The 19,691-nt window shown below is 37.8% G+C and carries 18 protein-coding genes and 1 pseudogene; 11 read left to right on the top strand and 8 right to left on the bottom strand.

Annotated features, from left to right (window positions below; translation table 11 throughout):
• Nucleotides 1-190 precede the first annotated feature (190 nt).
• The 3 genes from mltB (at nucleotide 191) to AC1M83_RS00770 (ending at nucleotide 2,643) form a co-directional block, all read left to right on the top strand.
• A complete protein-coding gene (gene mltB / locus AC1M83_RS00780; protein ID WP_416224309.1) occupies nucleotides 191-1,132 on the top strand; it encodes a lytic murein transglycosylase B in 942 nt (313 codons plus the stop codon).
• Between the two features lie 283 nt (nucleotides 1,133-1,415).
• Complete coding sequence (locus AC1M83_RS00775) at nucleotides 1,416-2,027, top strand: septal ring lytic transglycosylase RlpA family protein (protein WP_218947276.1); 612 nt, start codon at nucleotides 1,416-1,418, stop codon at nucleotides 2,025-2,027.
• Nucleotides 2,028-2,199: 172 nt separating this feature from the next.
• Nucleotides 2,200-2,643 (top strand): Mpo1 family 2-hydroxy fatty acid dioxygenase, encoded by a 444-nt coding sequence (locus AC1M83_RS00770; RefSeq protein ID WP_481588475.1) that lies wholly within the window; start codon nucleotides 2,200-2,202, stop codon nucleotides 2,641-2,643.
• A gap of 49 nt (nucleotides 2,644-2,692) precedes the next feature.
• Here the strand turns inward: AC1M83_RS00770 and AC1M83_RS00765 are convergent, their stop codons facing one another.
• The 6 genes and pseudogenes from AC1M83_RS00765 to rpsB form a co-directional block, all read right to left on the bottom strand.
• Complete coding sequence (locus AC1M83_RS00765) at nucleotides 2,693-3,010, bottom strand: AzlD domain-containing protein (RefSeq protein ID WP_481588476.1); 318 nt, start codon at nucleotides 3,008-3,010, stop codon at nucleotides 2,693-2,695.
• A 2-nt stretch (nucleotides 3,011-3,012) separates the two neighbouring features.
• Nucleotides 3,013-3,710, bottom strand: a pseudogene (locus AC1M83_RS00760) (AzlC family ABC transporter permease).
• Between the two features lie 93 nt (nucleotides 3,711-3,803).
• Entirely contained in the window at nucleotides 3,804-4,619 is an 816-nt protein-coding gene (locus tag AC1M83_RS00755) for an AraC family transcriptional regulator (protein ID WP_481589747.1), read from the bottom strand.
• A gap of 105 nt (nucleotides 4,620-4,724) precedes the next feature.
• Nucleotides 4,725-5,237: a DUF3465 domain-containing protein gene (locus tag AC1M83_RS00750; protein ID WP_481589746.1), complete on the bottom strand. Its 513-nt coding sequence runs from the start codon at nucleotides 5,235-5,237 to the stop codon at nucleotides 4,725-4,727.
• A gap of 113 nt (nucleotides 5,238-5,350) precedes the next feature.
• Nucleotides 5,351-6,226 carry a translation elongation factor Ts gene (gene tsf / locus AC1M83_RS00745; RefSeq protein ID WP_035265686.1) on the bottom strand — a complete coding sequence of 292 codons (876 nt, stop codon included), beginning with the start codon at nucleotides 6,224-6,226 and terminating at the stop codon, nucleotides 5,351-5,353.
• Between the two features lie 140 nt (nucleotides 6,227-6,366).
• Nucleotides 6,367-7,119 carry a 30S ribosomal protein S2 gene (gene rpsB, locus AC1M83_RS00740; protein ID WP_035265684.1) on the bottom strand — a complete coding sequence of 251 codons (753 nt, stop codon included), beginning with the start codon at nucleotides 7,117-7,119 and terminating at the stop codon, nucleotides 6,367-6,369.
• A 209-nt stretch (nucleotides 7,120-7,328) separates the two neighbouring features.
• Between rpsB and map the strand changes: the two genes are divergently transcribed.
• The 5 genes from map to AC1M83_RS00715 all read left to right on the top strand — a co-directional run bounded on the left by map (nucleotide 7,329) and on the right by AC1M83_RS00715 (nucleotide 13,447).
• Nucleotides 7,329-8,153: a type I methionyl aminopeptidase gene (gene map / locus AC1M83_RS00735; protein ID WP_035265682.1), complete on the top strand. Its 825-nt coding sequence runs from the start codon at nucleotides 7,329-7,331 to the stop codon at nucleotides 8,151-8,153.
• A 264-nt stretch (nucleotides 8,154-8,417) separates the two neighbouring features.
• Nucleotides 8,418-9,506, top strand: coding sequence for an OmpW/AlkL family protein (locus AC1M83_RS00730; RefSeq protein ID WP_081403241.1), 1,089 nt, complete (start codon nucleotides 8,418-8,420; stop codon nucleotides 9,504-9,506).
• A gap of 233 nt (nucleotides 9,507-9,739) precedes the next feature.
• Nucleotides 9,740-10,810: an OmpW/AlkL family protein gene (locus AC1M83_RS00725; RefSeq protein WP_092766025.1), complete on the top strand. Its 1,071-nt coding sequence runs from the start codon at nucleotides 9,740-9,742 to the stop codon at nucleotides 10,808-10,810.
• A 163-nt stretch (nucleotides 10,811-10,973) separates the two neighbouring features.
• Complete coding sequence (locus AC1M83_RS00720) at nucleotides 10,974-12,092, top strand: OmpW/AlkL family protein (RefSeq protein WP_481589745.1); 1,119 nt, start codon at nucleotides 10,974-10,976, stop codon at nucleotides 12,090-12,092.
• Nucleotides 12,093-12,232: 140 nt separating this feature from the next.
• The gene (locus tag AC1M83_RS00715) at nucleotides 12,233-13,447 is read left to right on the top strand and encodes an MFS transporter (protein ID WP_481589744.1); all 1,215 of its coding nucleotides are present in this window, start codon (nucleotides 12,233-12,235) and stop codon (nucleotides 13,445-13,447) included.
• A 128-nt stretch (nucleotides 13,448-13,575) separates the two neighbouring features.
• Here AC1M83_RS00715 and AC1M83_RS00710 read toward each other — a convergent pair whose 3' ends face one another.
• Nucleotides 13,576-14,502 carry a LysR substrate-binding domain-containing protein gene (locus AC1M83_RS00710; RefSeq protein WP_481588482.1) on the bottom strand — a complete coding sequence of 309 codons (927 nt, stop codon included), beginning with the start codon at nucleotides 14,500-14,502 and terminating at the stop codon, nucleotides 13,576-13,578.
• 99 nt (nucleotides 14,503-14,601) lie between these two features.
• On the opposite strand from AC1M83_RS00710, the gene AC1M83_RS00705 reads away from it, so the two are divergent.
• Entirely contained in the window at nucleotides 14,602-15,465 is an 864-nt protein-coding gene (locus AC1M83_RS00705) for a pirin family protein (RefSeq protein ID WP_481589743.1), read from the top strand.
• A 124-nt stretch (nucleotides 15,466-15,589) separates the two neighbouring features.
• Nucleotides 15,590-16,795, top strand: coding sequence for a chromate efflux transporter (gene chrA, locus AC1M83_RS00700; RefSeq protein ID WP_481589742.1), 1,206 nt, complete (start codon nucleotides 15,590-15,592; stop codon nucleotides 16,793-16,795).
• Between the two features lie 71 nt (nucleotides 16,796-16,866).
• Here the strand turns inward: chrA and sthA are convergent, their stop codons facing one another.
• Nucleotides 16,867-18,282: a Si-specific NAD(P)(+) transhydrogenase gene (gene sthA / locus AC1M83_RS00695; protein ID WP_481589741.1), complete on the bottom strand. Its 1,416-nt coding sequence runs from the start codon at nucleotides 18,280-18,282 to the stop codon at nucleotides 16,867-16,869.
• 210 nt (nucleotides 18,283-18,492) lie between these two features.
• Here sthA and lipA point away from each other — a divergent pair, with 210 nt between their 5' ends.
• On the top strand, nucleotides 18,493-19,506 hold the full coding sequence (gene lipA / locus AC1M83_RS00690) for a lipoyl synthase (protein WP_035265671.1): 1,014 nt from the start codon (nucleotides 18,493-18,495) through the stop codon (nucleotides 19,504-19,506).
• The last annotated feature ends 185 nt before the right edge of the window (nucleotides 19,507-19,691 follow it).

The raw sequence follows: 19,691 nt of genomic DNA, 5'->3' as shown, positions 1-19,691 counted from the left end.
TGTGAATCCATCACGACCTAATGTTATCTTAATAAACATTGCGATTAATCAAATGATGTTGAACTTTTAATCCTTATCAACACTTATACCTTTGCGTCTACCACCGATAATAATTGGATCTTCTGCTGTTATGTTATTTGAAAATTTTAATGTTAAATTACAACGTATTGGTTTAGCACTCAGTGCGTTTATGATCACAAGTTTTGTTCAAGCCAATGACTTCGCTCAACATCCTCAATATCAAAATTTTAAACTAAAAACGATGCAGACCTATGGTTTGAGTGCTGAGCAAGTTGACTGGGCCATGAATGGATCAAAAAACCTACCAAATATTATCAACATTATGAATCGCCCAGGAGAAAGCAAGCCTTGGTACGAATATAAAAAGAATTTTTTAGCAGAAAGTACAATTCAACGTGGTGTGCGTTTTAAAAATCAATATGCAGACACTTTAAATCGAGCAGAACAGCAGTTCGGTGTTCCCCAGTCCATCATTCTCGGTATTCTCGGCGTAGAGACAGGTTTTGGGGCAAATAAAGGCTCATTCATCACACGTGATGCCCTAGCCACTTTAGGGTTTGGATATGAACGACGTGCACAATACTTTCAAGACGAATTAAGCGCTTTGATTGCATGGTCTTATAAGGACGGTATTCCAGCTAATTCAGTCGTTGGCTCTTATGCTGGTGCTGTGGGCTATCCTCAATTTATGCCAAGCAATATTCCGAAATTTGGTGTGGATTATGACGGTAATGGTCATATCGATCTCAGAAACTCTGCTGTAGATGCAATTGGTTCTATTGCAAATTATCTTGCTCAACATGGTTGGCAACGAGATCAACCGATTGCTTTTGCCGCACGCTACCAAGGAAATAATGCGGATGCCATCATAGCCAAAGACTTAACACAACCTACTCCATATGGTGCATTAAAAGTTCAAGGCATTAGCCCACTCAATCCTATTGTTAAAATAGATGACTTAGACATGGTCAATGTGATTCAACTACAAGAAAATTATGGACCAGCTTATTACCTTACATATCCTAATTTTCAAGTCATTACGACCTATAACCGTAGTCGAATGTATGCAACTGCACTGTGGCTTTTAGGGACTGAAATCGCGAGTAGATAAATATAAATCTACTTGTTTTCACAAAAGTCAATAAATATTTTTGTGATTAAGTTCACTATTTGCACATTTTACATATTTTGTTACACTATTGATTAATTTTTAACCATATTTTGTGATAATTTGTCGTTTTTGTAACTAAAGTGAAAATAAAGCTAGACACTTTTGTATCAGGATGAATATCATCCACTACCGTTAAATGCAGTTGCACAAGTAAATTTACAGACCATTTAAGTTAATTATCAGCAACTTAGATAATTAACTTAGGGTTCCAAGGAGTTAAACGATGCATGCTTCGCTGAAAATGTTATCAATATTAGGTATTAGTTTGGCTTTGACTCAAACTCATGCCGAGTTGGTTCAATCCTCTTATCTAAATAATGATGTTGACCAATCAAGTCTTGCTTCACGCGTGATTAGCAAAGACTCTACAAGTTTCAATTCACACTTCTCGAATTTAAACAGTTTAGCAATTACTGAAAGTTCAGGTGATAAAATTCGTCGTGAAACAATCGCAGCGAAAATTCAAGTACCTGTTGAAGAGCCTTCAGTGATTGACAAACTTAATAATGTTGCTTCAAACACTGTTCGTCGTTTTAGCCAAACAGGTGTTGCTTCTTGGTACGGTCGTCAATTTCATGGTCGTAAAACTGCAAGTGGCGAGACGTTTGATATGAATGCACTTACTGCAGCGCATCGTAGCTTACCGCTTAATTGCTATATTCGTGTAACGAATAAATCTAATGGTAAAAGCGTCGTTGTTAAAGTAAATGATCGCGGCCCATTTCATGGTAATCGTGTTGTAGATTTATCTTACGGTGCTGCGAAATCTCTTGGTATTACCAATGCTGGTACTGCGCGTGTAAGCATCGAACGTGTGGATGGTCCAAACTCTTAGGTTCTCATGATTCAGCGAAGCATTTAACGGCAAGCCACTCATTGAGTGGCTTTATTATTTTTAATTTTTTTTGATGTGACCAATATACAAAAAAGAATCTTGATTTATCATCTTATGTCATAATGTAGTTTATAGAATAAATAAAATTCAAATAATCAGTGAAGGAAATAGGATGAAGACAATTACAGAATGGTTAGATGAATATAGTGATAGCCATCAAAACCCAACCAATAAAACATTACACTGGATTTGCGTACCCACGATTCTATTCTCGATCATTGGCATACTCGCTCATTTCAGCGCATTACTGACTACCCTTTTACTGGTGTTAACACTCATCTTTTATGCAAGATTAGATCTTGTACTCGCGGTTGCAATGGCAGCGTTATTATTGGTCATGTCTTGGCTTATTATTTTTCTTCCATTCGGGAAAGGATTCTATATTGCTCTATTCGTTTTGGCTTGGATAGGTCAATTTTACGGGCACAAAATTGAAGGGAAAAAGCCATCTTTCTTTAAAGACCTCCAATTCCTTCTGATTGGCCCTCTATGGTGTATGGATGCCTACCTAGATAAGATACTACCCAATTGGAAATCACGCCAAATCAGCGCTTAAATTAGCAAATACAGCATGGGTTAAATTAGAATTTAATTTAGCCCGATGTTCATGCTCTAATTAAGTAATTTATGAGATAGAAAAACAGTAAAGTAAAAACTAAATTACTGATAACTTTTTGACTTATTAGCGCAAGCAGTACACAAAATATTGCTGCCCATAAATAGTGATTACTCGACATAACCCTTAATTCTGCTGCTTCATAAAATACAATCGGTACACATATTGCAGTCAACAAACATGGCGCAGAATATTTCAACATCTGTTTCAAAATTTTAGGAAGTGGCACATTTACCCTTGGCTCCAAGAATAAATATCGATTAATAAAGATCATGATCGACAACCCCAGCAAAAGCATCCAGCTCATTTTTAATCCCCTTTTGTTGTTTGCCATTTTTCAACTATCACACTGGCAAACATTCCACATAGACCAGAAATAATTAACGCTGCATTTACTTGGTAAGCTTCTAAAATTAAATAAAAAATTATGGTAATCACAACACCAACAAGTATTGTAAGATTTTTTATCATTGGCACTATAATTAATATAAGCAGTGCAACGACTGAGAAATCAAGATGCAAATTTGATAAATTAGGAATGAAGTGAGCAAGCACAATCCCAAATAAACTAAATATCAGCCAAAAAATATAAAAACAAAGTCCTGCTCCAAATAAATATGCGAATGAGCGTTGTGATTTATTTTTTACACCAACCGCAAATAATTCATCCGTCAGCAGAAAGCCAAATACAATACGTTTAAATAGTGGAAATTTACTAACATCATTTCGAAAATTAAGCGCGTAAATTAAATGCTGACTCGTCAGAAAAAAAATCGTCAGATAGATTGTCATCAGCGAAGCCTGCCCCGAAACCAATCCTAAGCTCACTAATTGTGCAGCACCAGCAAACATAAACAATGACATTGCAAAAGCTTGTATCGCATTCAATCCAGTCTGTATCGCCAAAGAGCCAGCCAATACCCCCATGGCATGACTGCAATTGCCAACGGCATAATACCCAGCACACCATGTATAAAATTCTTTTTTGTATCACTCATCTTTTTCATCAATACATCTTAATCTGATTCACTTATCGATTATTATCATCTGATGAGTAATGATTGATCTTGAATAATATTGCGGCGCAAATTTAAGGAAAATTAATAGTTCAAAAGATATTGTCTAGGCGTTACATCTATTGCACTTTTAAAATGTCGATTTAAATGACTCTGATCAGAAAATCCAGTGAGTTGTGCAACCTCAGTTATTCGCACCCCCTGCTTAAGCAATTGTTTAGCTTTTTGAATTCTTCTTTGAACAAGCCAACTATGTGGAGGCAATCCCGTATGTTTTTTAAATTCACGTAATAAATGCCATGGGCTTGTATCTACATATGCAGACAACTCGTGTAGAGAATAGTCATGTTCAGGAAAACTACTCATAAGTTCTTTTATTAGTTCAACTTTTTTTCTCATTTCTGGTATGTTGATTGGACTCAATTTCGCCCGCCCATAGCAATAGATCAATCTGGCCAATGTCGTCAAATAGAGGCTTTCTTTAAGCAAAGTATCCTCGCCCTGCTCAAATAAATCGAATAAAAATACTAGTTGCCTCGCCAAACCCAAATCATGAATCACTGCATCCGAGAACCATGGGACTGCATTCTTGGTTGTAAAAAAATCTCGACTCAGATCTAATATCATTTCAGGTGTTGGGTAAATTGCTCGATATTTCCAACCAGTTTCCACAGCGGATGAACCAGTATGTATTTCATCAGCATTCACCAGAATAATATCGCCTTTAGGTGCGATATGAAGCTTTCCAGAGCGGTAAAAACTTTGTGCCCCATCTTCAATGACACCAATACAATAGCCCTCATGAGCATGTTTTGAAAATTGCTTACGTTGAAATTGAGCTTTTAATAATTCCAATCCGCCCAATTCTTTGAAATGAAGATAATTAGCAGACTCTTGCATCTTTTTTTCTGGATATTACGCCTATAAAATTGCATAAAAACTATCACGCCTGCATTTTAAATCTAGAATGAAATTGCTCATCTCATATATTTATTTTTATAAAAATTATTGATAACTTCGACCCTGATGCTTTAACCAACCATCAATATGCAGTTTTTTAGGATCATGGTGAGTCCAATGAATTACACCACCCTTGTCGGTATATTCATATTCACCATAGAACTCGACGATATCCCCTTTTTGAATATTCTCAACACGTGGTGCCAAGTCTATATTATGAGCTACCAAAACTGTCTGACCATGATTAAGTTTTAAAATAAATTTCTGATGTCTAGATCCTTCATTATCATCATTTAATATTGCAACAACTTCTCCAGAAGCCCTAACTTGCACATCACTCATCTTTTTTTGAAAAAGTGTCGCTATTTTTGCGGCATCATCATTATCCGCAGAGGATAGTTCTCGTTGGTTAGCATCATTATATTGAGTACTTGCATCTGTAGGATTTAGTGCGTGCTCATTACTCTGTTTTAAATCCTGTTTTAAATCGACACCGAAATATGCTGCGACCAACACTGCAATTAACGCAACAATACTCATTTTTGATTTCTGAGACATATTGATCTCTAAGTTATATTTTTATTTCATCCTAAAGTTTATATCATTTAGACTCATCAAAAAAAAGAAAAAGCCCTTAAAGGGCTTTTTCTTTTTCAAAATAATTGATTCAATTATTTTGCAGCAGCTTGAGCAGCAGCAACTTCTTCAGCGAAAGAAAGTTCAGCTTTTTTCTCAATACCTTCACCCACTTCGAAACGTACGAATTGAGCAACAGTTGTACCTGTAGACTTAAGAACATCAGCAACTTTCTTGTCGTTGTCGATAACGTACATTTGACGCTCAAGAACAACTTCATTTAAGTATTTTTCAACTGAACCAGTTACCATTTTTTCAACGATATTCGCTGGTTTACCAGATTCAATTGCTTTTGCTTCAGCAATTTCTTTCTCTTTAGCGATTAACTCAGCAGAAACACCTTCAGCATTTACAGCAACTGGGTTGAACGCAGCAACGTGCATTGCGATACCTTTACCAGTAGCAGCATCACCAGCAAATGAAACTACAACACCGATTTTTAAACCGTGTTTGTAAACTGCAAGGTTTTCACCTTCAACGATTTGAGCACGACGAACTTGAATGTTTTCACCGATTTTTTGAACAAGCGCAATACGAGCTTCTTCTACAGTTGCACCATCTTCAAGTTTCAATTCAGCAATTTGAGCAGCATCAGTTACATTCGCAGCAAGCGCAGCAGCAGCAACTTTCGCAGAGAAACCAGCAAAGTTTTCGTCTTTAGCAACGAAGTCAGTCTGACAGTTTACTTCTAAAAGAATTGCTTTATTGCCTTCTTGAGCAATTGTAATCGCGCCATCAGCAGCAATGTTACCTGCTTTTTTAGCAGCTTTTGCTTGACCAGATTTACGAAGGTTGTCGATCGCTAACTCGATATCGCCACCAGCTTCTGTCAACGCTTTTTTACATTCCATCATTGCTAGACCAGTACGATCACGCAACTCTTTAACCATGCTTGCAGTAATAGCAGTCATGTTATTCTCCTAAATTCGGTCGAGATATGTATCTGTTAACAAAAACGGCCCAAATTAATCATCTGGGCCGTTTTGCTTGATTGATGCTTAAGATGCCACGATTACGTGTCGCAAAAATGACAAATCCGCATCAAATCGCATTAAGCCTCAGGAGCTTCTTTAGCAGCTTCTTCGCCTTTAGCTTGCGCATTAGCTTGAGTTTGAGCGTATTCTTTACCAGCAATAATCGCATCAGCCATCGCAGTAGCGTAAAGAGTTACAGCGCGGATCGCATCATCGTTACCAGGAATAACGAAATCAACGTTATCTGGGTTAGAGTTAGTATCAACGATACCGATTACTGGAATACCAAGGTTCTTAGCTTCTTTGATTGCAATCGCTTCGTGGTCAACGTCGATGATGAACAATGCGTCAGGTAAACCACCCATGTTCTTAACACCGCCAAGAGCACGTTCAAGTTTTTCCATTTCACGAGTACGCTCTAAAGCTTCACGTTTAGTAAGCTTAGCGAAAGTACCGTCAGTAGACTGAGTTTGAAGATCTTTAAGACGGTTGATTGATTGACGAAGAGTTTTCCAGTTCGTCAACATACCACCTAACCAACGGTGATCTACATATGGTTGACCAGCACGTTGAGCTTGTTCACGGATGATGTTAGAAGCAGCACGTTTAGTACCAACGAACAATACTTTGTTCTTTTTGCTTGCTAGGTTGTTAACAAAGTTCAATGCATCATTTAACGCAGGAACAGTGTGCTCAAGGTTGATGATGTGAATTTTGTTACGCGCACCAAAAATGTATTGACGCATTTTTGGATTCCAGAAGCGAGTTTGGTGACCGAAGTGCGCACCAGCTTGAAGAAGGTCGCGCATGCTTACGTTGTAATCTGCCATTTTCTTTACCTTAAAAGTTTGGGTTAGGCCTCCATATGTCCGCATTCTCCACCCTTACGGGCACCCAGAGTAATGTGTCGACATATGTGCGGATTTTATTAACCAACATATCATCCGATTAAGTGAATCTATTCACGAAAAGCATTTGATAAATTGGGCGGCTATTTATACCATAGTCACACACAAATTTCCAAAAGTTTTTAAAGATCATGAACAGTACTTATGAAGCACCACGTCGTTTAATTAAATCTGCTGAAGATATCGAAAAGATGCGTGTGGCGGGACGACTAGCGGCAGAAGTTTTGGATATGATCAAACCGCATATCAAGCCTGGTGTGAGTACACTAGAATTGGATACGATTTGTCATGATTATATTGTGAATAAACAAGATGCCATTCCTGCTTGCCTAGGCTATGGTGCTGCGCCTGGCCGTCCTGCATTCCAGCATACGATTTGCACATCAGTAAACCATGTGGTTTGCCACGGTATTCCCTCTGAAAACAAAATCTTAAAGAAAGGTGACATCTTGAATATTGATGTCACAGTGATTAAAGATGGATTTCATGGTGATACCAACATGATGTACATCGTGGGTGGCGAGACTTCTATTCTTGCAGATCGCTTATGCAAAGTTGCACAAGAAGCAATGTATCGTGGTATTGCTACGGTAAAACCTGGTTCGACGATCGGTGATATTGGTCATGCGATTCAAAAATATGTTGAGTCAGAGCGTTTCAGTGTCGTTCGTGAATATTGTGGTCATGGTATTGGCACTGTTTTCCATGATGAACCTCAAGTGCTTCATTACGGTCAACCAAATTCAGGCATGGTTTTAGAAGAAGGTATGACATTTACAATTGAACCAATGGTCAATGCTGGTGTATGGCAAACTAAACTTCTTGGTGATAAATGGACAGTTGTAACGAAAGATCATAAATTATCTGCGCAATATGAACATACTGTTTTAGTCACTAAAACAGGTGTCGAGGTATTAACTGCTCGCCCTGAAGAGGATTTATCCCGATTTCAATAATTTTAGTTAATTAATAAAGTTAAAAAAGTCAGACCAATTTAAATTGATCTGACTTTTTATTTTGCTAAGTCACTCAATAAGAAATAAATTAACAAACAAACCTAACAAATGTTGGATTTTTAAAATTTAAATTCATGATTTTTAAAAATTTTTTATCACAAAAAATGAGTAAAAACGCTTTTCAAACTGATTCATTTTATGTTTATATAACACTTAAAGAATGTAAAACAACAACTAGCAACAAAATCGGACAGGGAGTCCAAAATGACGAAAAAAGCATTCTGGTGCATGGTCGTACCTATTGTTTTTGCATCTACAACTATTTATGCAGAATCATCATTTTTTAATCTGGATGAAACTGAAGGGTTTAAACGATATTCAATTTCAGTCGGACCATTACATGTTATGCCTCAAGGTAAAGCCAAGGCACCTAAAATTCGTACAGCAGTAAAAAATGGTGAAGTTGCAAAAAATGGTGATATTACGCTTTCTACAGTTTTTGAGAACTTAGATCCTGATAAAGAAAAAGAAAATCAAAGTATGCAAGCGCTTTTGAAGATCGTTGATGCTTTTAGTGATACTTATCCAGCCAGTCAAAGTGGAACTTCAACTGTAAGCGGCATTGAAAGTTGGAGTATGGATGGTTCTGGAATGACTGCAGATGATGTTACAACACTTGGCATCATGATCAATTACCATTTCAACGATAAGATCTCATTCGAGAGTAAAGCTGGGTTCCCCCCAAAAGTAGATATTCAAGGTAAAGGTAAGATTACAGCACCATTTACAGCCGAAGCAAATTCAACACTTTTAGGTATACCTTTACCAACAATCTATCTTAAGAATGATCTGCCAATTACAGATCTTGAAAGTCATGGAAATTCTATTGCGACAGCACGTGCATGGACTCCAATGTGGGAATTGCAGTACCATTTTGGACAGACTGGGATCAATAAATTTAGACCCTATGTTGGGCTTGGACTTATGGTCGCATACTTCAATGAATTAGAATTGAATCCAAGCCTTGAAAAAGACTTAATTGATTCAGGTCACATGATTGCCAATATGAAAAATGGACGTGGTGGCGATGCATTAATTAAAGGTAAAAAAAGTACAGCAAATCCCAAGGTTAAACTTGAGTCCGAATTGAGTTTTGCGCCAATAGCCACGCTTGGATTTACTTACGACTTCAATCAAAACTGGTTTGCAGTAGCCTCTATTAGTTATGCACACCTAACAGGTAAAACCACGATTGAAGTCAACGATGATAAACTTGGAACATTATTTTCATCGGAAGTTGATTTAGAAGTAAACCCGATTATTGGTTATGCTGGTGTAGGCTATCGCTTCTAAAACACTTGAGGCATATTGAAGCCACACCCCAATATGCCCAATCCATCACTAACAAAGGAAAAATAAGACAATTAGTATACATTTTAAAATCTAACTTATATCATATTTTTCAATAATTTAACAATTGTAAATTAGGATAATAAATTTGATTTCAAGTGAACAAACTGCTTTGCATTTAGATGATTTAATGAATATAAAATGAACTAAAAATTGGACATGGAGTCCTTCAAACAATGAAGAAGTTTTTAGTTCCTACATTATTCGCAAGTTCATTCTTATCTACTCTGAGTTATGCGGAGTCAGGATATTTCAGCCTTTCTGATGAGGGGTTTAAGCGTTTTTCAATTTCAGTGGGTGCATTACATGTAATGCCGCAAGGTAAGGCCCAACCTTTTAATGTCAAAACAGTCATAAATGACAATTATGAATCAAAAGTTGGGGATATTAATGCTTCAACGGTAATCGATAACCTTGACCCAGATCGTAAACCAAATTATTTAGTAGAAGGTATTGTTAAATTAATTTCTGCTTTTCAAGGCAATGTCTCAGGGGCTATTAGTGGAAAATCCTATATTAATGGATTAGCTGAATGGGATAATCCGAATACTGGCTTGGAGGCTGATAAAGTTACAACAGTTGGCATCATGAGTAGTTATCACTTTACAGATAATTTGTCTGTGGAAATAAAAGGTGGAATTCCACCTAAAGTGGATATCAAAGGTATTGGAAATATTAAAGCCCCCTTCTCAGCTACTGCAGCACCGTTAGGTGGAATTGCGGGGAACTTAGACCTCAAAAATAATATTCATATTACTAATCTAGAACAATCTTCAAAAGCTGCTGAAGCTAGAGCATGGACCCCTGCTTTTGAATTACAATATCGTTTTGGTGAGACCGGGATTAATAAATTCCGCCCTTACATTGGCGTTGGATTAATGTACGCTTATTTTAATGAGCTAAAAATGGATCCAGGTATTGAAAAAGATTTAGTCGCCGCTGGGCATATGATCCAAAATATTATTAATCAAAATGCTGGTGCAGCACTCGATAAGAAAGATACCAATGGAAAAATGAAAGTTAATTTAGAAGCAACTGATGTTTTTGCACCTATAGCTACAGTTGGATTCACCTACGACTTTAATGATACATGGTATGCAGTAGCATCTATTAGTTACGCTCACTTGCAGAATGAAACGAAGATCACAGTCGTCAATGAAAATACTGGACAAGAGTTAATCAACTCAAAAGCTGATATCGAGATTAACCCGATATTGGGCTATGCTGGGGTTGGCATGCGTTTCTAACGCATAGAGTAAGAAAAGAGGCAATTGCCTCTTTTTTTTGTAATCAAACAAAAACCAAACATAATTGGCAAATTATTACTACAATGTGTCTAAAAATAAATTTGATAATAAAAATACAAAAATAATCACTCTTTATTTACAGTTTTGGACATGGAGTTCCATAATGAAAAAAAAACTAGCTTACTTAGTTGCATCTATCAGCGCGTTAAGTTTTCCAGTCTTCAGTTATGCAGATTCACCTTATTTTAGTTTAAAAGATGGCGATGGCTTTAAACGTTTTTCGGTTTCAGTGGGTGCATTACATGTAATGCCTCAGGGTAAAGCTCAACCGATTAATATTAACACTGCTGTAGCTAAGGGTGAAAAAACGAAGGTTGGGGATGTGCAAGTTGACTCGGTACTGAATGCAATTGATGACAGTGCCAGTGATGCAGAGGCTAAGAAAAGCCTCTTGAAAGCTGCTGTAGCCTTAGATGCAGCAAATTTGATTAGTTACGAGAAAGATGAAAAAACCTATCTGAGAGCCAATACTTCTGGTGAAGCCACAATTAATGGTCTTGATAATTGGCAAGCTCAAGGAACTGGCCTGGAAGCAGATGATGTCACAACACTTGGAATCATGACCAACTATTTTTTCACCGACAATATTTCATTTGAAGTGAAAGCTGGAATTCCACCTAAAGTCGATATTCAGGGGAAAGGACAAATTTATGCTCCACTTTCAGGCATCGCCACCCCGACAGGGATTGGAGCAATCCTAAACGATTTACCTTTAAAAGATGACATCTTTATTACTGATTTATCAGGTCATGGTAAAGTAGCAGAAGCTCGTGCATGGACGCCAGCATTCGAATTCCAATACCATTTTGGTAAAACAGGCGTAAATAAATTTAGACCTTATGTAGGGCTTGGTTTGATGTATGCATACTTCAATGAATTGGAAATGAACTCCAACCTTGAAGCTGATCTAGTCGCTGCAGGTCATAAAATTGCGAACATCAAATTAGGTGAAGCTGGGAAAGCACTTGATGGAATTGAAAGTACTGCGAATCCTAAAGTTAAACTCGAAGCTAAAGATGCTTTCGCCCCTGTAGCTACTGCCGGTTTTACTTATGATTTCAACGATCGTTGGTTTGCAGTCGGGTCAATTTCCTATGCGCATCTTAAAGGTGAAACAACAATTACAGTAAACGATGCTAAACTTGGTGAATTAATCAATGCAAAATCAGATATCGAAATTAATCCGATTCTGGGATATGCCGGTATTGGTTATCGATTCTAATTTCCATCAGTCTTCATAAAGCGGCCAAGTGCCGCTTTATTCATTCTAATAACTAAATTTTATTGATTGATAAATTTTTATTCTGTCGTCATGATGCTACTGATCTTTTAAAATTACAAAAAATGCTAAGCGGATTGACCATGTCAGAAACCAAATTTTCAAAACCCCTCATCTTTATGCTCATTGGGAGTGCTTTTATTTTGGCACTCTCCTTAGGTGTCAGACATGGATTTGGCTTGTATTTAGTTCCAATGAGTCATGAGTTTAATTGGAATCATCAAGTTTTCAGTTTAGCAATTGCCTTTCAAAATTTATTATGGGGTGCTGTTCAACCCTTTACGGGAGCGCTAGCAGATAAATATGGGAGTAAAAAAGTCGTTGCCGTTGGCGGCGCTTTATATGCGATTGGACTTGTGATGATGGCATTTAGCTCAACAGGGCTTCTCATCAATCTTAGTCTAGGTTTAATCATTGGTTTGGCTTTATCAGCTACTTCATTTTCTGTTTTGCTCTCTGCTGTCGGACGTGCAGCGCACCCAAGTCGACGTAGTATGGCTATGGGTATTGCTAGCGCAGCAGGCTCTTTTGGGCAATTTATTATGTTGCCAACCACACTTTTACTCTTACAAAATTTTGGTTGGTCATCGGCGCTACTCATCACAGCGATTTTAATTGCATTAATTGTACCCTTGGCTTGGATGCTAAAAGCTCCAATGTATCAAGCGCCTCAAGCAGTTGATGCGATTGCTAAACCTTCTTTAAGTTTTAAACAAATACTCATTGTTGCTAAAAACCACAAACCTTTTATCTGGTTAGCATTAGGATTTTTAGTTTGTGGATTTCAGGTCGTGTTTTTGGGCATTCATTTGCCGGGTTATTTAACTGACCATGGTTTTAGCACCACCACTGGTACTATGTTTTTAGCCTTGGTTGGGCTATTTAATATTGTTGGAACTTACACAGCTGGTTGGCTGGGTGATAAATATTCCAAACCTAAATTGCTCATGTGGTTATATGGACTACGTGGTATCGCTATCGTTTTATTCCTCGCATTACCACTCTCGATCTTTACGATTTATAGTTTTGCCATCATTATGGGGTTGTTATGGTTATCAACCGTTCCCCTTACCAATGGTATTGTTGCCAATATGTTTGGCGTTAAATATCTCACCATGCTAAGTGGAATTGTATTTTTTACTCACCAAGTCGGTTCATTTTTTGGAGGATGGTTGGGTGGCTTAAATCATGATATGACAGGCAATTACAATATTATTTGGATGATGTGTATTGCGCTCAGTATCTTCGGTGTATTCATTCATTTATTTGTTAATGAGGAGAATGTCGTCAATGACTAATCGCTTCAATTTGCTCAACATCAGCATATTCATCGGAGTCATCCTTCTGCTTAGTCTATCAATTGCTTTGTGGATGAACACTCCTGATTTATTTACATATTTTAACCAAGCTTTTTGCGCACATTAATTTATATAATTTCATGGTTTTGACAGCTCAGTTTTTTAAACTCCTCAATTAAATAATCTAATAAACATCTCACGGCAGGCATCATGCCTTGTCGTGATGTATAGGCAACATGAATAACGCCACGTGGCAACTCCCATTCAGGGACTAATTCTACAAGAGTGCCTTGATTAAGCTCTTCATATACAAACACTCTAGGTAATGATGCTATTCCAACACTGTTCAACACTGCAGATTTCATGGCGGCAAAATTATCAGTTTTGAGTCTTGGAAAGAATTCTATTTCTTGAAACTGATTAACTGTGTCAACTTTAGATTGAAATCTCCAAATCGATTTCGGGACATGAAAACCTATACTCGGAAGTTGTGCAAGGTTATCCAAATGGATAGGCTCATGAATCTGTTGAATTAATTCAGGCGTTGCCACTAACACATGTTGCCAAGCATCAAGCTCTCGTACAATCAAGTCGCTATCTTCAAGTGGTAAATTTCTCACCCTCACAGCCAAATCAATCCCCTCTTCTATGAGATCAATTTTACGATTTGTTGCGACCAGATGAACTTGAACACGTGGGTAATGTTGCATGAATTTAGCAATCATATTACCCAACGGAAACTCAACCAAACCAATTGGACACGAGATTCGAATTAAACCTGAAGGCTCGCTCGACAAACTTTGCTCTACAAAATTTTCTGCCGCCTCCACTTGATCCAAAATCTTAATACAATATTCAAAAAATTCTTGACCAACTGCGGTTACGGCAAACTTTCGTGTATTTCGTTGCAATAATCTTACGTGTAAACGGTTTTCCAAATCTGAAATATGACGAGACAACTTAGATTTTGTAATACCTAAAGCTTCACTTGCCTTAGTAAAACCTTGATATTTAACGACTTGCACAAAATAGTAGTAATCATTTAAATTTTGCATAATTGTTTCATTTTTGGAATTATCTGTTGAGAGAATCGCCCTGTAATCTCATCAATATACCTCAATATCATGATTAGAACGATATATAGAGGAATACAAATGACACAAGTTCAGAAAGTCTATACCAGCGATCGAAGCACATGGGTGGGTGATGGTTTTCCAACAAACTCCATGTTACCCATGCATGAAATAGGAAATCATACCAGCCCATTCTTGGTAATGGGTTATACAGGTCAATATCGATTTTCTCCAAGTCACCACCAACGCGGTGTTGGTTTACACCCCCACCGTGGTTTTGAAACGGTGACGATTGTCTATGACGGCGAATTAGAGCATCGTGACTCAAAAGGCAATCATGGAAAAATTGGTCCAAACGAAGTGCAATGGATGACCGCAGGTAAAGGTATTCTGCATGAAGAACACCATTCGGAAGCTTTTGCAAAAACTGGTGGAGTTTTGGATATGGTTCAACTTTGGGTAAATCTACCAGAGCATGCCAAGATGACTGAGCCGAGATATCAGGAATTGACTGAGCAAAATATTCCTGAAGTTTTATCTCACGATGAGCAAACCAAGATTCGTGTTATTGCTGGTCAATATCAAATCGGCTCAACTGTTTATCAAGGACCAGCTCAAACATTTAGCAACATGAATGTTTATGACATTAGACTTAATCATGGAGCATGCCTTCCATTAAACCTTATGCCAAACTGGAATCATCTGATTTTCATCCTTGATGGAGAAGTTGAGATTGATGGTCAGATCTATACAGCCATGCAAACGCTTTATCTTGACCCAAAATCAACACAGGTCGAAATATTTGCTCATCGTACGGCGAAAATTCTTTGCTTAAGTGGTGAACCATTGAATGAACCCATTGTTGCCCACGGTCCTTTCGTCATGAATACTCAGGAAGAAATCGTGCAAGCATTTGATGATTTCAGAAATGGAAATTTTGCTTAATTTAACATCCACAAGCCTTATCATTTTCAAGATAAGGCTTACCCCTCATCACTCCTTCATTCATTTCAAATACTTGTCATAATCGCCTATTAGACTTAGTTCAAAAACATCGTACGATTACTAAATGAAATCAGATAATTTTCCTAAAGTTAGCTTATCAGCACTATTTTTTATTTTTCTTAAATTAGGATGTATTTCATTTGGCGGTCCTGCAGCGCATTTGGTGTTATTTCATCGCACTTTTGTTGATCAACTCAAATGGTTAAGCTCTCATGAATATGGACAATTGGTCGCATTAGCGCAATTGTTGCCAGGTCCGACCAGTAGTCAAGTGGGGTTATCGATAGGATATTTCTCCAAAGGATATTGGGGGGGCTTTATTGCTTGGTTAGGATTTACATTACCTGCCTTCATTCTAATGACTTCATTTGCTATTTTTGGTCAATATTTTTTTTCCGATATACCTCTTGAACTCCTTCACGTCATCCATTTGATTGTAATAGCCGTCGTCATTTGGGCTTTTTTACAAATGTTCAAAAGCTTCTGTACTGAAATTTGGCAGTATGTCCTGATGCTGAGTTCTGCTTTTTTTATTTATTTTGCGCAGTGGAGCTATAGTCAAATTTTCTTAATTTTAGTGGCTGGATTCATTGGCTTAGCATTTACAAAAAAAGGAAAATCTCAGCCATCACCGCACATCAAAACCACTCAGGCATATCAAAAGTATCATTATCTCTGGCTCATCCTGTTTGTCACTTTATTTATTATTTTTCCTGCGCTGCAATTTATCTATTCATCAAGCTTGCTTAGCAATCTAGAAAGCTTTTATCACACTGCTTCAATGGTTTTTGGGGGCGGTCATATCATCCTGCCACTCATGTATGAAGATTTTGTGCTTACTCAACACATCACTGCGGAACAATTTGACTTAGGCTATGCATTTGCTCAACTTATTCCAGGCCCTTTATTTAGCTTTGCAGGATACGTTGGCACATATTTAGGATTTACCGCATCGCCTTTACTTAACGCTGCGATTGCAACCAGTATAATTTTCCTGCCCTCATTTCTGCTTATTTTCGGCACGCTCCCTTACTGGTCAAAATGGGTCAAAAACAAAAAGATTGCAGCAGCCGTCGCTGCTATTAATGCAGCGGTCATCGGATTATTACTCTGTTTAATTGCTCAAATGGCTGAAAAACATCTACATTCGATTTATGATTTTATTTTTATCGGCATTGTCATTCTTTTACTGAGATCAAAAATCCCTGTCATCATCTCTTTAGTAGCGAGCTTTGTTAGCTATGGAGCTTTATTGTATTTTGTGATTTAAAGATCAAACTTAAATGCAAAAATAAAAAAACTCGCAAGCCTGAACTTGCGAGTTTTTATCATCAAGTCGCCTTAGAATAAACGATTCATCCCGTTTAACGTTGCTACACGATAAGCTTCAGCCATCGTTGGGTAGTTAAACGTTGTCTCAACAAAATACTTGATGGTGTTGTTCGGGCTATTCATCACGGCTTGACCAATATGGATAATTTCAGAAGCATTATTACCGAAGCAATGCACACCTAAAATTTCTAAGGTTTCGCGATGGAATAAAATCTTTAACTCACCCACTGTATCACCCGTGATTTGCGCACGAGCGAGGTGACGGAAAGACGCCTGACCAACTTCATAAGGAATTTTTTCTTCAGTTAATTCCTGCTCAGTTTTACCAATTGATGAAATCTCTGGAATGGTATAAATACCAGTAGGGATATCAACCACGGGTTGGATACCTTGTTCACCGCTCATAATCGCGCCAGCACAACGACCTTGGTCATATGCAGCTGAAGCTAGAGACGGCCAACCAATCACATCACCCGCAGCATAAATGTTTTCAACTTCAGTTTGATACTGCTCGTTCACTGATAGTTGTCCACGGCTGTTTGGTTTGATACCAACATTTTCCAAGCCAAGACCATCTGTATTACCAGATCGACCATTACACCATAGAATTGCATCAGCTTTAATTTTCTTGCCACTTTCAAGATGCAACACCACATGATCATCAAATGTTTCTAAGTGATCAATCTGCTCATTGTGGCGAATCAATACACCTTGTTCACGTAAGTGATATGACAATGCATCAGCAATTTCGTCATCTAAATAGCTCAGTAATTTATGCTGAGTATTAATCAAATCAACTTTGTGATCTAAGCCAATAAAGATAGATGCATATTCACAGCCAATGACACCAGCGCCATAAATAATGATTTTTTGAATTGAAAAATCTAGGTCTAAGATTTTGTCAGAATCAAACACACGTGGGTGATTAAAATCTAAAATTGAAGGACGATATGGACGACTACCTGTCGCAATCACCAACTGTTTAAAAATAATCGTTTCTTTCACACCTTCAGGCGTGAAAATCACCACCGTATTTTGATCTTGGATATAAGCACGACCGTGGAAAATATCAATGCGGTTACGGTCGTAAAAACGCGAGTGTGTATCCACTTGCTGTTGGATCACTTTATGCGCATTACGAAGCACTTGCTTCATGGTGAATTGTTTCCAATCACCCACTTTTTGGAACATTGGATCACGTTGATAACGGATAATGCTAGAAACCGTTTGACGTAAAGCTTTACTTGGAATAGTTCCTACATGCGTACAGTTACCACCAAGTTGTTCACGTATATCAACTACTGCAACGCGCTTGCCTGATTTGGCAAGTTTCATTGCCGCACCTTCACCAGCAGGGCCTGAACCTAAAACGACTGCATCATATTTGACAAAGGTTCCACTCACGACCTCTTTCTTACGCGGCATTCAATGCTCCTATACAATTATCTCTTCATTTATCTAACTTATATTATGACTGAAAATGCACACATTTGCTGTATTTCAATACCATATATTGCTTGATAGCCACATTTATTTTATGAATATCGTTTTTGCCCAATTTATGCATAAATTCGCTATAATAAGAGACCTATTTTTAATATTTCCTCCCGTCACACATTAGTGGAATCGTTGAATATGTCAGAAAACCGTAAACCAGTACAGGGTGAAAAACTTCGTGGCGCTGAGAAAGTCGCACGTATTCCTGTAAAAGTGATTCCTACGGTTGAAGCACCTCGTAAACCAGACTGGATTCGCGTCAAAATGGCTGCACCAGAAGAGGTTCAACGCATTAAATCAACTTTACGTGAACAAAAATTACATACAGTGTGTGAAGAAGCTGCATGTCCAAATCTTCCTGAATGTTTTGGTGGTGGTACAGCAACTTTCATGATTATGGGTGACATTTGTACACGTCGTTGCCCATTTTGTGATGTGGCACATGGTCGTCCGAATGCATTAGACCCAGATGAACCACGCCACATGGCTGAGACAATTGCAAACTTAGGTTTGAAATACGCTGTCATAACATCTGTAGACCGTGATGATCTACTCGATGGTGGAGCGCAACACTTTGTTGATTGTATTAAAGAAGCGCGTGCTTTAAGTCCTAATACATTATTGGAAATTTTAGTACCTGATTTCCGTGGTCGTATGGATGTTGCATTACGCATCATGACGGAATGTCCTCCAGATGTGTTTAACCACAACATTGAAACCGTACCACGTTTATACAAAGCAATGCGTCCAGGTTCAGACTATCAACATTCCTTAAATCTTCTTAAAATGTTTAAAGAATACTGCCCAGATATTCCAACTAAATGTGGCTTGATGGTAGGTATTGGCGAAACTGAAGAAGAAGTTCTCGCACTTCTTGATGACCTCAAAGCACACGATGTTGACTACGTAACAATTGGTCAATATTTACAACCATCGAAAGAACATGCACCAATTGATCGCTTCGTCACACCTGAAGAGTTCGAACGCTATACAGCACATGGGCAAAAATTAGGCTTTAAAAATATTTGGGCTGCACCAATGGTACGTTCAAGTTATTTTGCTGATCGTCAATACTATGGCGAACCAGTACCAGCAGTTCGTCGTAAAGCTGATCCTGCAAAGAAAATTACTGTTCAAACAATCGAAGCATAATTCTTCTTACTTTAAAGCCCTCGTATGAGGGCTTTTTTGTTTGTGGTTTTTATAATTCTCAATTACTTATTGACACATTTCTTATCTCTCTTCAGCTTGAATTTTGAATATTTTTCAAACAATCTTATCCAATATAAGTATTAATATGCGTCCGTTTTAGAACTCAACGCTTTCGTTTCACATTT

The organism is Acinetobacter sp. 25-47-130 (genome assembly GCF_056779705.1).
This window is presented reverse-complemented; position numbering and strand designations above follow the sequence as displayed.

Excerpts from the sequence above, each read along its gene's own strand:
- sthA (WP_481589741.1), bottom strand. The coding sequence starts at position 18,282 with ATGCCGCGTAAGAAAGAGGTCGTGAGTGGAACCTTTGTCAAATATGAT.
- AC1M83_RS00755 (WP_481589747.1), bottom strand. The coding sequence starts at position 4,619 with ATGCAAGAGTCTGCTAATTATCTTCATTTCAAAGAATTGGGCGGATTG.
- mltB (WP_416224309.1), top strand. The coding sequence starts at position 191 with ATGATCACAAGTTTTGTTCAAGCCAATGACTTCGCTCAACATCCTCAA.
- AC1M83_RS00770 (WP_481588475.1), top strand. The coding sequence starts at position 2,200 with ATGAAGACAATTACAGAATGGTTAGATGAATATAGTGATAGCCATCAA.
- AC1M83_RS00715 (WP_481589744.1), top strand. The coding sequence starts at position 12,233 with ATGTCAGAAACCAAATTTTCAAAACCCCTCATCTTTATGCTCATTGGG.
- AC1M83_RS00775 (WP_218947276.1), top strand. The coding sequence starts at position 1,416 with ATGCATGCTTCGCTGAAAATGTTATCAATATTAGGTATTAGTTTGGCT.
- tsf (WP_035265686.1), bottom strand. The coding sequence starts at position 6,226 with ATGACTGCTATTACTGCAAGCATGGTTAAAGAGTTGCGTGATCGTACT.
- AC1M83_RS00720 (WP_481589745.1), top strand. The coding sequence starts at position 10,974 with ATGAAAAAAAAACTAGCTTACTTAGTTGCATCTATCAGCGCGTTAAGT.
- rpsB (WP_035265684.1), bottom strand. The coding sequence starts at position 7,119 with ATGGCAGATTACAACGTAAGCATGCGCGACCTTCTTCAAGCTGGTGCG.
- AC1M83_RS00705 (WP_481589743.1), top strand. The coding sequence starts at position 14,602 with ATGACACAAGTTCAGAAAGTCTATACCAGCGATCGAAGCACATGGGTG.
- chrA (WP_481589742.1), top strand. The coding sequence starts at position 15,590 with ATGAAATCAGATAATTTTCCTAAAGTTAGCTTATCAGCACTATTTTTT.
- AC1M83_RS00730 (WP_081403241.1), top strand. The coding sequence starts at position 8,418 with ATGACGAAAAAAGCATTCTGGTGCATGGTCGTACCTATTGTTTTTGCA.
- map (WP_035265682.1), top strand. The coding sequence starts at position 7,329 with ATGAACAGTACTTATGAAGCACCACGTCGTTTAATTAAATCTGCTGAA.
- lipA (WP_035265671.1), top strand. The coding sequence starts at position 18,493 with ATGTCAGAAAACCGTAAACCAGTACAGGGTGAAAAACTTCGTGGCGCT.
- AC1M83_RS00750 (WP_481589746.1), bottom strand. The coding sequence starts at position 5,237 with ATGTCTCAGAAATCAAAAATGAGTATTGTTGCGTTAATTGCAGTGTTG.
- AC1M83_RS00725 (WP_092766025.1), top strand. The coding sequence starts at position 9,740 with ATGAAGAAGTTTTTAGTTCCTACATTATTCGCAAGTTCATTCTTATCT.
- AC1M83_RS00765 (WP_481588476.1), bottom strand. The coding sequence starts at position 3,010 with ATGAGCTGGATGCTTTTGCTGGGGTTGTCGATCATGATCTTTATTAAT.
- AC1M83_RS00710 (WP_481588482.1), bottom strand. The coding sequence starts at position 14,502 with ATGCAAAATTTAAATGATTACTACTATTTTGTGCAAGTCGTTAAATAT.